At 56.9% G+C, this 12,930-nt stretch carries 8 protein-coding genes; 5 read left to right on the top strand and 3 right to left on the bottom strand.

The annotated features are described in order from the left end of the window. Positions 1-480 precede the first annotated feature (480 nt). Complete coding sequence (locus ACONT6_RS14180; protein ID WP_428819094.1) at positions 481-3,648, top strand: TonB-dependent receptor; 3,168 nt, start codon at positions 481-483, stop codon at positions 3,646-3,648. A 138-nt stretch (positions 3,649-3,786) separates the two neighbouring features. Here the strand turns inward: ACONT6_RS14180 and ACONT6_RS14175 are convergent, their stop codons facing one another. Genes ACONT6_RS14175 through ACONT6_RS14165 form a run of 3 tightly spaced genes read right to left on the bottom strand, consistent with a single transcriptional unit; the run spans position 3,787 to position 8,437 of the window. Then, positions 3,787-4,644, bottom strand: a complete 858-nt coding sequence (locus ACONT6_RS14175) for an SMP-30/gluconolactonase/LRE family protein (RefSeq protein ID WP_428819093.1) — start codon at positions 4,642-4,644, stop codon at positions 3,787-3,789. Beyond that, positions 4,637-7,186 carry a beta-N-acetylhexosaminidase gene (locus ACONT6_RS14170; RefSeq protein WP_428819092.1) on the bottom strand — a complete coding sequence of 850 codons (2,550 nt, stop codon included), beginning with the start codon at positions 7,184-7,186 and terminating at the stop codon, positions 4,637-4,639. The genes ACONT6_RS14175 and ACONT6_RS14170 overlap by 8 nt, the downstream gene beginning before the upstream one ends. A gap of 36 nt (positions 7,187-7,222) precedes the next feature. After that, on the bottom strand, positions 7,223-8,437 hold the full coding sequence (locus ACONT6_RS14165) for an amino acid deaminase (protein WP_428819091.1): 1,215 nt from the start codon (positions 8,435-8,437) through the stop codon (positions 7,223-7,225). A 211-nt stretch (positions 8,438-8,648) separates the two neighbouring features. Here ACONT6_RS14165 and ACONT6_RS14160 point away from each other — a divergent pair, with 211 nt between their 5' ends. The 4 genes from ACONT6_RS14160 to ACONT6_RS14145 all read left to right on the top strand — a co-directional run bounded on the left by ACONT6_RS14160 (position 8,649) and on the right by ACONT6_RS14145 (position 12,905). Continuing rightward, complete coding sequence (locus tag ACONT6_RS14160; protein WP_428819090.1) at positions 8,649-9,515, top strand: MurR/RpiR family transcriptional regulator; 867 nt, start codon at positions 8,649-8,651, stop codon at positions 9,513-9,515. A 49-nt stretch (positions 9,516-9,564) separates the two neighbouring features. Continuing rightward, positions 9,565-11,022 carry an N-acyl-D-amino-acid deacylase family protein gene (locus ACONT6_RS14155; protein ID WP_428819089.1) on the top strand — a complete coding sequence of 486 codons (1,458 nt, stop codon included), beginning with the start codon at positions 9,565-9,567 and terminating at the stop codon, positions 11,020-11,022. Positions 11,023-11,042: 20 nt separating this feature from the next. Next, on the top strand, positions 11,043-11,441 hold the full coding sequence (locus ACONT6_RS14150) for a RidA family protein (protein WP_428819088.1): 399 nt from the start codon (positions 11,043-11,045) through the stop codon (positions 11,439-11,441). Between the two features lie 69 nt (positions 11,442-11,510). Beyond that, complete coding sequence (locus ACONT6_RS14145) at positions 11,511-12,905, top strand: sodium:solute symporter family protein (protein WP_428819087.1); 1,395 nt, start codon at positions 11,511-11,513, stop codon at positions 12,903-12,905. Positions 12,906-12,930 lie beyond the last annotated feature (25 nt).

The raw sequence follows: 12,930 nt of genomic DNA, 5'->3' as shown, positions 1-12,930 counted from the left end.
GCAAATGGCTCGAAAGAGCTTGGTTGCGGCTCTTCTAGTGTGCGCGAAGCCGCAGGATTTGCAGAGATTGGCTGGGGGTGAAGCGAGAAAATGTGCGCTGGTCGACACTTGTGGGGGTGAATCCCCTGTGTCGGACCGCTCCAGTGTTGTTGATATTCCAGCTATTTTCCGCGCTTCCCATCCCACAACCTTCCAGTTCTCCCACTCGCCTGAAAGTTTCTAACATTAAATCAACTTTTTATTGAAAGTTATTTTCTCGGTTGGTATGTTTCTCTTATGCGCTGGTATCACCAGTCAATTTGTGATGTTCACCTTGTATCGCTCGCAGTCGGGGCTCCCGTTGTATTGCCGGTTTAGGGAGGTCCCGGAGCACTTTTTATGCACCGCGTTGGGGTAAAGGGCGCGGCCAGTTTTTATGGTGGATAGTGCAGGTGGTCGCGCAGATAGCAATAAAAAGATAAACATCACCGAGGGTTCGTCATGCCAAGGAAATTCAATCCCGATTTTAATAAGAAGCTGCTCAGTATCGCTGTTTGCGGTGCGGTCTACGGCTTGTTACCCGGGCAGCTTGCTGCACAGGAAGCAGAGCAAATCGACGATGCACTGGTAGAAGAGGTTGTGGTCTACGGCGATATGCGCGCGACGTTACAGTCCGCCCAGGATCTGAAAAGAGACGGCGATACGGTTAAAGACGTGATTACCGCGTCCGATATCGGCGCACTGCCAGACAAGTCTGTTACCGAAGCATTGCAGCGGGTACCGGGTGTCAGTATCGAGCGCTTTGCCGCTTCGGATGATCCCAACCATTACGCAGACGAAGGTACCGGGGTGCTGGTGCGCGGACTGGATCGTGTTCGCAGTGAAATCAACGGGCGCGACTCCTTCAGTGCGACACGCAGCGGCGGTCTCAATTTTGAAGATATCTCCCCCGAGCTGCTGGGCGCGGTGGAAGTGGTCAAAAACCAGACCGCCGATATGATTGCCGGCGGTATTGCCGGCACCGTAAACCTGATTACCCGCAAGCCCCTCGATTCCGGTGAGCGCATTATTGCCGGTACCGTAAAGACGAATTACGGCGATTTTCGTGAAGAGACCACCCCGACCACCTCGGGCCTGTTCAGTGACGTCTGGGAAACCGATGCGGGTGATTTCGGCTTCCTGATTTCTGCGTCCCACTCCGAGCTTGCCACCCGCGGTGATGGCATTGGTGTAGCCAACTTCTATTCTCGCGGCGATGCGCACATCAACGTGCCGCCCCCCTGGGATGAAACGGCCATTGGTGGCACCGCTCCAGACTCCCCGCTGGAAGGCCCCCCGGCATTTACCGACCAGCCCGCGGGTTCCGTTTATTACACTCCGGGCCAGTACTCCCTGCGCAGCGCCGAGAACGATCGCGAGCGCACCGGGTTTGCCACCTCTTTCCAGTGGCAGAGTCCGGATGACAGCGTTATCACCACGGTGGAGTACGTGCGCTCCGATGCCTCTCTTGAGTGGCGCGAAAACGTGATTGGTCCCCAGGCCCAGGGCTTTGCTCAGGGGCAGTGGTGGGACTCCCGTGTGCGCACCGACGTATCCGCCGACATGATGCCCACCTGGGACAGTAACAATCGGTTCACCAGTGGTGTGATCAGCTTCGGCCCGGAGATGCCCATGCATCTGTCCACCCGGTACAACAACACCGAAACATCGGTGGAAGACCTGTCCTTCAATATCAACTGGCAGGCGACAGACCGGCTGAATGTCGGCCTTGATGTCCAGCGAGTGGATGCCACCGAGCAAATGATCAATAACGGCATCAATACCCGGGCCCAGTATTCCGTATCGGATGTGTACCTGGACTTGCGCGGTAGTCGTCCGAGTATCGAGTTCTTGAGCGATCGCCTGTTCGAACCGGACTACACACCCAATTGGGACGGCCAGCGCCCGGACGTATTTCTTGCCACCGCACTGGATACCGCGGTGGATTCCGACGCGAACATGAATGCGGTGAAGCTCGATCTGGAATACGAGCTGGGCGATGGCTGGGCGCGTACGTTGAGCGGTGGTATCTACAGCTCCGACAAAGACCTCACGGTGCGTGATACGGAGTACTCCAACTGGGGTACGGTGAACACCCCGTGGAATACGGTGCTATCCATGAACGGGGACTACAATCGGATTCCCGGCGAATTTGAACGTCAGAACTGGAGCGACTTCTACCAGGAAAACGTTCTGAATGGCCGCGACGACTTCCTGTTTATCAAGATGGCGTCTGCGGAAGATTTCGCCAATTTCATGCGCCGCGCCTGCGAGCAGGGTTTCAACACGTCACCTTACGGCGATACCAACCCGGGGGGTGCATCTGCGGTGGGCCAGAGCAATCCGGACTGCTACCAGGCGATGGTGGACATGGCCGGCCGTGTCGCGCCGGGAAGCCCGTTCGCACCACACGACATCACCTCCACTAACGAAAAGCGCCAGGAAGCCTATGTGCGTTTCGATTTCGCGGACGACACGCTGGACATGCCTTACCGCGGTAACCTTGGCCTGCGATACGTGAACTACCAGCTGGAGTCCACCGGCTACACCGTGATGCCGCGGGTGGGTGGCGAAGGGGCTGAGTTCCTGAGCGAAAACCTGCAGGCATTTGCCGACGGTCTCGGAGGTGTGAGCACCGTTGACGGCACCGATTACAGTACCGTGCTGCCAAGCTTTAACCTGGCGGTGAATGTAATGGAGGATGTGATCGTGCGGTTCGGCGCATCCCAGAGCCTGTATTTCCCGAACCTGCAGGATACCCGTAACTCCCGTATCGTAACCCTGGATTATGAAACCCAGCGCGATGGTGAGAACGGCCCGGTAGTTGGCATTACGCCCGGAAGCATTCAGATCAATGGTACGGCACGCAACCCCTTCCTTGAACCGGAAGAGGCGACCAATCTCGATTTGACGACGGAATGGTATTTCTCGGATGCCGGATCCCTGTCGCTGGCTCTGTTCCGTAAAAACATCGACAACCTGTTCCGCGAGCGCCCCTTCCGCCAGGAGGTCACCAATCCCCGCACGGGAATTACCGAAACGGTCTCGTTCAACGGGCCGGCGAACGATGGTTCCGGTTCCATTCAGGGTTTCGAGATTGCCTACAGCCAGTTCTTCGATAACCTGCCCGGTGCCTGGAGCGGATTGGGCGTCCAGTTAAATTACACCTACATCGATCAGAACGACCTGAATGATCCTATGAGCGATGAACAGCTGGGCGCGGTACGCTTCGATACCACCGGTGAGCCGATTTACGATGCCCGCAACAGTTTCCGCGCATTTACGGATCTGCCGCTACCGGGTTACTCGGACGAGAGCTACAACATTGTCGGTATGTACGAGTATGCAGATATTTCCGTGCGTCTCGCCTACAACTGGCGCTCCGATTACCTGGTAACCCGTCGCGATTCCAATGAATTTGCACCTGTGTATGCGAAGGCCGCCGGTTTCCTGGATGGTTCTGCTTACTACGATATTACGGATAATATTCAGATTGGCCTGGAGGCGAGTAATATCCTGAATACCGAAACACGCACTCAGTTGCAGCTGGATCAGGAGGGAACGCGTACGGACTCCCTGAACTTCATCACCGACCGTCGCTACGCACTTGGCCTGCGTGCCAAGTTCTGATTCATAAGCCCGGTGATCTCCGGGCCGTTTGAATAAAAAAGCCCACCGGCCAAAAGCCGGTGGGCTTTTTGTTTTTATATCGTTATGTCGTTATTAGGGGGCTTGGCGAGGCTGCTGATTGTATGGCGACCAGCTCTATTACGGCGCTGTGGAAAACTGTTCAATAGCACCACGCGTTTGCATGGTTACGTAGCCGGTGCGGCCGTCGGTGCCCAGCGCAATGTTGGTTGGGTGTTGTCCGGTCAGGCGAATGCTCGAAATCACTTCCCCCGCCGGAGAAACCTTGAGAACGACCCCGGCTCCGTACCTGGTGATATACAGGTTGCCTTCTGAGTCCGATTGCATCCCGTCCAGGCCAAAGTCATCAAACTTCATCAGTAATTGTTTGTTGCCGAGGTTGCCGTTGTCTAACACGTCGTATACCCAGACTCGACGTTGCACACTCTCATTGAGATACAGTTTCCGCCCGTCGGGGCTCAGTTCAATGCCGTTGGTGGTACCCATGGATTTCTCCAGGAGCGTGAATTCTCCCTCTGGGGTGATGCGCCACAACTGTCCACTGTCTGTGCTCCAGTCCGGGTCGCTGGCATAGATGGTGCCATTGCCAGCGATGGCGATGTCATTGGGTTGGTGCATCTTTGGGTTGTGAAATTTTTGTATAATTTTTTTGCGGGCCGGATCTATCTTGAGGACATTGTGACCGGTGTAATCGGCGACATACATAAAGCCGTCGTGGAAACGCAGGCTGTTACCGGTGCTGCCTTCCGGTAGCTGTAACCAAACCTCGCCGCGGTCTTTACCGGTGATCCGGCCAATCGTACCCTGGCGGGCAAAGTTGACGGCATAGAGGCTGCCGTCGGGGCCGACTACCGGGCCTTCCACACCATTGGTAAAGCTGCCCTCCCGCATCCAGTCGCTGGTTTCGCTGCCGGTCGATGCCATGGTGTTGCCGGCAATGGCCAGGGTCAGCAGGGAAGTACGTATAAAGTTAGCCATAGTGCTCTTTGTTTTGTTCGTTTTTATTAATGCCTGAATATTGCAGGCGATCCAGTAGCCGCTCCAGCACATATACCGCGGGTAGTACTACCTCTGCATGCATTCCCTTGAGGGTTGCCAATTGCCTGCGAATATCGGCCTCTTCCTGCGCGGAAAATGCCTCTCGGTCGGCAAAACGATCGGCTATCAGTAGTGAAAGTGCCATCTGCTGCCGCACCCGCTCGGCGAGTATCTGAATCTCGGGATGTAGTTGATCGCGATGCTGGAGAAGTGCATCTGCGGCGATGCCGGCGCGCTTGAGATGTTGCAGGCCACTGTCGAGTCGCGCGCGGGTGAATAGGGAATCCGGGGTTTCTGGCAGGCGGTCCAGGAGCTGGCGAAAATCGCGCAGCGCGATACTCTCCACCGGCAGGCTGTCAGCGAAGCGGTTCAGCGGATCGCGGCGCGAGTAGGTTTCACTGGCCGACTTTTCGTGGTGACGATGGTAGTAGTGCGCGGGTTCCAGTACCGCGGAAAAATCCATCGCGCGGGTCTGTAGCTCTTCTGGAAAGTGTTTTTTAACGGCAGCCAACTGCTGGGCCCTGTGCTGCAGGCCGAGGGCACTTTCCGCCCAGTGGTTGATGGTACACAAGCGTCGATAGAGAAACTCTTCATCCCGGAGCGCATTATCTGACCAGAGGCGTTCAGCGACGGCAAAAGTGCGGGGCCACAAACGCAGGTCGATATTGTGTTCATCGACCATTTCCGCCCACAAGGCCGCTTCGCCGCCGAGGATTTTCTTTTTCTGGTCGCCGTTCAGTGGTGCCGGCGTGTCGACCAACAAGCCGTTTTTACCATCGAGGCTGCTGCTTCCGACCACTTTGCCAGTGGGGTGATAGGGCGTATTGCCGACCACAAACTCGCCACTCAACGCGTCTCCCTGCAGGCGGAGTCGTGCGCGGAGTGGACCCATCCAGGTGTCCAGCCTGAATGTCGTGTAAGGGCCTGTGCGCTCGATATCCTGTAGCCGCTGCGGGGCCTTGCCCGTGAAGCTCATAGTGCCGCGGAGATCGCCAGTGGGTGACTCTACCAGGGCAAAGCTGCCCTTTACCGGGCTGCCCCGCTTGCGAGGTGCGCTGAATTGCCAGGATTTCCACTGCTCGTCCGCCTGAATAGGTGGGAATTGCAGCGGTCTGGGCATGATGCCATTGCGATAGTGGTAGCTGGTGTACTGGGGCTGGTCCAGGTAGAAACCGGTGGAAAGAATACCGAAATGCCCGGCACGGGCGATATCACCGAGTGCGTCGGGGCCGCGCCAGGATTGCACAGCTGCATTTTTTTCCAGGCCTGGATGCAGAATTTCATCCCAACCGATCATTTTGCGGTTTAGCCGGTTGAGGATTTTCGCCAGCCTGCTGTTGAAATCGTTGTGCAGGGCGTGACTGTCTTCAATCTGCTTTTCCTGCATATACCGTTGAATATCTGCGTTGTTTTCCCAGTGCTGGGGATCGACTTCATCACCACCGATATGCACATACTCGAACGGAAACAGCGCGGCGACTTCTCCGAGTATTTTTTCCGCAAAGATATAAACCGCGGGGTTGGCGGGGTTCAGGAGTGGCTTGTGGACTCCCCAGCGATCTTCCGGCTTATACGGCCCCGGGGCTGACATAAGCTCGGGGTAGGCAACCGCGATCGCGCTGGCATGTCCCGGCATGTCGATTTCAGGTACCACCACAATACCGCGATCCGCGGCATAGGCGACAATCTCGCGTACCTGATTCCAGGTATAGAATTTTCCGTCCGGTGCGGTCTCGTGCAGGCGTGGATAGGCGCTGCTTTGTAATCGCCAGCCCTGATCGTCGGTAAGATGCCAGTGGAAAACGTTCAGTTTGGCCGCCGCCATACCGTCCAGTTGCCGTTTGATCGTGTCAACGGAAAAGAAGTGGCGCACAGAGTCGAGCATCAGTCCCCGCCAGCGAAAGCGTGGATAGTCCGTGATCTGAACTGCTGGCAGTAACCGGGCACTGGCGGTCGACTGGTTTTCGTCAGTGCCAATATATTGTGAAAGTGTTTGCAGCCCGTGGAGTAACCCCACATCACTGTGCGCGCTGAGTTGTACTTTATCGGCGTCGATATACAGGCGGTAGAACGCCCGGTTTTTGTTGAGTGCCGCCAGTGTGTTCTCGTCGGTGCCTTTTTCCGTGCTATCCGGTGCACCTTGCAACGAAATTTCGAATCGACTTGTCCCCGCGCGCTGAACAAGCTTTGCGCAGTGTGCGGCGGGTGGTAATTCTATATTCTGCTGCCGGTGTAGCCGCTCCCGGAATCGGTCAATGGCGCGCTGAAGGCGCGGTGTAATTGGTTGCCTGTTGCAGATGCGGCTGTGTTGATCCAGACGTACAGGGTCGCCGGGGAGTGCGTGGACCTGGCGAGGGTAGGGCATCAGTGGCGGTAGTTGCGGGTCGTACCTGAGCTGTGCGGGGCTGGCGTCGCTTATTGACGCCAGCATAATCATGGCGAAGCCGGTCAATGCGCCCATCTTGAAGGGTGAAGTTGCCATGTTCCTGCTCGTTATTTCTGGTTGCTCGAGAAAGAGCTAGAAATAGGTTTCCGCTGTTTCCAGCAGGTTGTAGTCGTCGTCGATAATCACAATCTGCCGCCACTTATCGAACGTCAGGCAGGGGTGTGATGTGGACAACGCGATGATGTCGCCCACCTGAATATCTGCATCTCGCGGAATCTCCAGCATGGCGTGCTGGTCCATGATGTTGGTTAGCTGCCAGCGTGGATCCGCAACGCGTGGTGCTGAGTCTTTGCCCGGGCGGAAATGCAGTTCTGGTTTTGGTAGCCCCGCATCGTAGGCGGCGTCGCGCTTGCCGAAATTCAGAATCGCCATGCCCGGTTCAGGAAGGGATTGCACATAAGCCCATACTTCCAGGCTCGTCTGGAGGTCTCCCGGTGGGCAGCAATGGCCTTCGAGCCGCTGCATCACCGCTGCCTGTGCTTCCGCGTAGATACCCCGGTCGTGTGTGACGTAGCAGCCCGGGCGCAACACCGGAAGAATGCGGGGCGCATGGTGATCAGTGAATACCTCGGCAACCAGGTCATACCAGGCGGAGCCGGCACCGCTCAGAATGACGGATTCCGTATCAAATCTGTCGTCTGCCAGAAGATCCAGGCAGAGGTCCCGGACCTTCTGCAGGTGCTCTGTTACGCGCGTTTCCGCGCACTCGCCATGAATCAGCCCCTCATAGGTTTCCACACCGGCGAGCTGCAATTGCGGCCAGCGTTGAATTTCATCGCACAGCGCCCCCACTTCAGCGGCAATGCGGCAGCCAGTGCGGCCGCCGGGTACGCCGATCTCTAGCAACAGTTTCAGGTTCTGATCCTGGTCCTGGAAAAACGCCCCCAGCTGCCGAACGTTTTGCACCGAATCGATCAGGCAGTAGAACGCCCCTTGCGGAAAGTCCTGCAACAGCGCGCTGGCCAACTGCATATTTGCAAGGCCGACCAGCTGATTGGCTATCAGTACCCGGGTTGCTCCCGCTTCTGCCGCAATCCTTGCCTGCTGCGGGTTTGCGACGGTCACGCCCCAGGCGCCAGCGGCCAGTTGCATACGGAATAAAGACGGCGTCATGGTGGTTTTACCGTGGGGGGCGAGCCTTACCCCGCGCTGGTCGGCGAATGCCTGCATCCACTGCAGGTTGTGCTGGAGTCGCGAGTGATAGATGACCGCCGCCGGCAGCGGGATTTCCTCTCGCAGCAGGCTGGCGTTAGCGGTAGGTTGCTGGTGGCTGAATGCGGCACACATGAGGCCAACTCCATCTCAATTCGAACAAAATTTTGTGGTAGAAAGTATCACATAAATAAATGCGGTATTGAAAGTAACAAACACGATACATATACTGCACCGAGTTCAGTAACATCCTAATCCGCTTCAGACGTCCGCCAAAAAACCAAAACGAGGCGGCCAGCCTGCGCAACCGCAGGATCAGGAACACCAGGAGAACAGGAACCCTGCCGTGACTCACGAACCGGATATCGTTACCAAAATCAATGCCCACTATGGCCAGTTGCGCGACGCAGAGCAGAAGATTGCGCGCCTGGTGCTGGACGACATCGGCTTTGCCGCACACGCCAGTATCAGTGAGTTGGCGGACAAGGCCAGTGTCAGCGAGGCTACCATTACCCGCTTTGCGAAGGCGGTGGGCTGTAAAAATGTACGCGACTTGAAGTTGCGCCTTGCCCAGGCGCTCGCGGTCGGGCAGCGGTTCTACACCGAGGTCAAGGCGGAGCCGGGTGCAAATTACGGTATATACGACGAGATCAAGGCGGCATTGGACCACAATGCGCGCTTGATTACCGAAGCGGTTATCGAGCCCGCGGTGGAGGCACTAGCGAAGGCGCGGCAGATTCTGATTTTTGGCGTGGGTGGTGGTTCCACTGTCCTGGCCCAGGAATGTCAGCACCGCTTCTTTCGTCTCGGGTTCCCGGCCACGGCCTACTCGGACCCCATGTTGATGCGCATGGCGGCCTCCACCATCGACAGCAATGACGTGGTGCTGTGCCTGTCCATGGGCGGCTACAGTCCGGACGTACAGGAGGCAGCGGAAATTGCGCGGGAATACGGCGCAACGACATTGGGTGTGACCGTTGCAGATTCGCCGCTGGCCGAAATACTGCACCACCTGGTGCCGATGGAGCCGCTGGAAACCGACTACATCTTTAAACCCAGTGCCGCGCGCTACGTGATGCTTGCTGCCATTGATGTGCTGGCCACGGAGCTGGCCGTTAAACAAAAACGTAAAAGCCGCGAGGCGCTGCGGCGACTCAAGCACACTCTGGACAGTCACAAGCACGGCGAAGATCGCCTGCCACTGGGGGACTGAACGGAGTATCTCTCGCGCGTGAGCCTGAAGTAGGCCCAAAGGAAATGGAATGACGTACGATACGGTGATTCGCGGTGCTTCGGTTGTCGATGGTAGTGGAGCCGATATGTTTACCGCCGACATCGCCGTTGCCAAAGGCCGTATCCAGCGGATTGCCGCGCCCGGCGCCATTACCTCGCCGGCGACAGAACTCATCGACGCCAGAGGGCTGTACCTCACCCCCGGTTTTATCGACGTCCACACTCACGACGACATCGAAGTTATCCACAACCCGCAGGTCCCCGCGAAAATCAGCCAGGGGGTAACCACGGTTATCGTCGGCAATTGCGGAATCAGCGCCAGTCCGGTGGTTCTCAAAGGCGACCCACCCGATCCTCTGAATTTGCTCGGTGATCGTTCCCGGTTTGCCTACGCGCAATTCTCCGATTACGCCAGTGCCGTGAAAGACGCCCGCCCGAATGTGAATGTGGCGGCGTTAGTCGGGCACACCTCTCTGCGCAACAACCATATGAACGACCTGCAGCGCACGGCGACGGACGCCGAGCTGGCCGCCATGCGTGCGCAATTGCGGGCGGCGTTGCAGCAGGGTGCCATCGGCCTCAGCTCCGGTCTTGCCTACGGCAGTGCCAAATGTGCAGATACTGCTGAAGTACTCGAAATGGTAGCGGAGCTCGCGCAGCAGGGCGGAGTCTATACCACGCACTTGCGCACCGAGTTCGACCGGATACTGGAGGCGTTGGACGAAGCACTGATGACTGCCGGTGAACAACGTGTACCGCTGATTGTCTCCCATCTCAAATGTGCGGGGCGGGGAAACTGGGGGCGCAGTGGGGAAGTGTTGGGCATGCTCGAAAATGCCAGCCACAAACAGAAAGTCGCCTGCGATTGTTATCCGTATACCGCCAGCTCCAGCACTCTCGACCTGGAGCAAGTCTCAGACGACATCGAAATTTTTATTACCTGGTCCAAGCCCTACCCGGAACAGGGGGGACGTTCGCTATCGGAAATCGCCCGGGCCTGGAAACTTTCCCGGCTGGATGCAGCAAAAAAACTTCAGCCGGCGGGGGCGGTATACCACTGCATGAGCGATGAAGACGTCCAGAAGATTCTCGCGCACCCATTGACCATGGTCGGTTCTGATGGTCTGCCCAATGACCCGCACCCACACCCGAGATTGTGGGGGGCATTTCCGCGCGTGCTCGCGCATTACGGGCGCGACCTGGCGCTGTTTGATCTACCCACAGCGGTACAGAAAATGAGTGGGCTGTCCGCCGCGAATTTTTCTCTACAGGAACGCGGCTTGATTCGCGAGGGATATGCGGCGGACCTGGTATTGATGAACTATTCCGAGCTGGAATCTGTGGCGAACTACGCAGCCCCGCAGGCACCAACGCGCGGAATTCACCGGGTCTGGGTCAACGGCGTTTGCGCCTATGCTGACGGCGTTGTGCAGGATAGTCGCAGTGGAACCTTTTTGTTCCGCAGTGATTCCCGGATCAATAACTGAAACATCAGGTGGTTCTTTCTATGATTCCCAACAGTAGTATCCAGCGATTTGGCGCAGAGGGCGGCACGGGTACCGGTGGCCAACACTTGCCATTTTCCAGTGCCGTTGAAGCCGGTGGCTTTCTCTATGTTTCCGGGCAGACCCCAATGCGCGACGGTGAAGTGGTGGAAGGCGGGATTGTGACGCAGTCGCAACTGGCGATCGACAACTGTTTCGCGATCATGGATAAGGCGGGCTACAGTGCGGCCGATGTTATCCACGTAACCGTTATTCTCACCGATGCCAGATATTTTCAATCCTTCAATAAAGTCTTCAAGGAAAATTTCGGCGAAAATCCACCTGCGCGGATCTGCTCTGTTTGCGACCTGGTGGTGGACTGCAAGGTTGAAGTTGGCGTAGTTTGTTACAAAACCCCCTAGCCTGGAACTTTCCGCAGATACTGGAAAAGTGATCTAAAAAATAGCGATCAATAAAAATAATATCCCGCAATGAATGCCAATTATTTTCTCGCCGCCTTTGGTCTCTATATTGTCTTCCTGATCGCCGTCGGTTGGTTTGTTTCCCGGCGGTCCAGAAGTGAAGACGACTTTCTGCTCGCTGGTCGGGGCTTGCCCATCTTCCTGACAATAGGTACCACCGTAGCCACCATGGTCGGAACGGGATCGTCCATGGGCGCGGTCGGCTTTGGCTACGCCAACGGCTGGGCCGGAGCCCTGTACGGTATTGGCGGGGCAGTCGGTATATTACTATTGGGTCTGCTGTTTGCCCCGGCGCGCGCGCAGCGCTTCTCGACCATGAGTGAAGAGCTGGCGTTCTACGTCGGCGACCATCCTCTGGTGAAAAAGGTGGTCGCGCTACTGATTCTTGTGGCCTGTTTGGGCTGGCTCGGTGCGCATATTCTTGGTGGCAGTCTGTACCTTGCCTGGATTACCGGTATCGATCTGCAACTGGCGAAATTTCTGATTGCGCTCGGCTTTGGTGTATTCGTTATCGTAGGTGGTTATCACGCTGTGGTGTGGACGGATACCCTGCAGGCATTGGTACTGTTTGTGGGCTTTCTACTGATGGCCGTATTCGCCGTGCATGCCGTAGGGGGCTTGGAGCCGGTAGTTCACTCTCAGGAAGCCGCCGTTCGCCAGCATCCGATGGCACGTTTACCAGCGGTGTCGCTTGCTGCTGTGATTGCCGTGGGTGTACTGGCCACGCCCTCCTTTCGACAGAGGATTTACTCCGCACGCAGCGTGGGCTCGGTGCGCAAGTCTTTTTATATTTCCGGCGGACTCTACCTGGTTTTCTCGCTGGTTCCGGCGATTATCGGTATCTGTGCCTATCTGTTGAACCCCGCCCTGGACAACCGAAACTTTGCCTTCCCATACCTCGCTATCGAAGTCCTGCCGATCGGTATCGGTGTATTGGTATTACTTGCGGGCTTATCTGCCACCATGTCTAGCGCCAGTTCCGATGCGATTGCGGGAGTGACCGTTCTGGTGCGGGATTTCGGAGTACAGCGAGGGCCAGCTGTGGGACTGAGGCAATCCCGTATTGGTCTGGTGGTAGTGATCGGTGTGGCGCTGGGTATGGCGATGTTGTCCGATGACCTGATTGGCTATATCAGCAAAATGATTTCCACGGTAATGGCCGGACTTTTTGCCTGTGGATTACTGGGGCGGTTCTGGTCGCGGTTTAACTGGCGGGGAGCGCTCGCGTCATTACTCGCCGGATCGATAACTTCACTCGCGGTGATGGCTACATTCAATGACTTTTGGGGTAACCCGATTATTCCGTCGGTGTCGGCAGCGCTGCTGGCCGGCGTACTGGTCAGTGTGCTCTCGCCTCGGGCGACGGTAAGGCGCGAATCAGTGCCGGCGCTCGACGCCAAATAACCTCGAATCACCGCAAATTCTGGCG

Source organism: Microbulbifer sp. MCCC 1A16149, assembly GCF_050368945.1.
GTDB lineage: Bacteria > Pseudomonadota > Gammaproteobacteria > Pseudomonadales > Cellvibrionaceae > Microbulbifer.
This window is presented reverse-complemented; position numbering and strand designations above follow the sequence as displayed.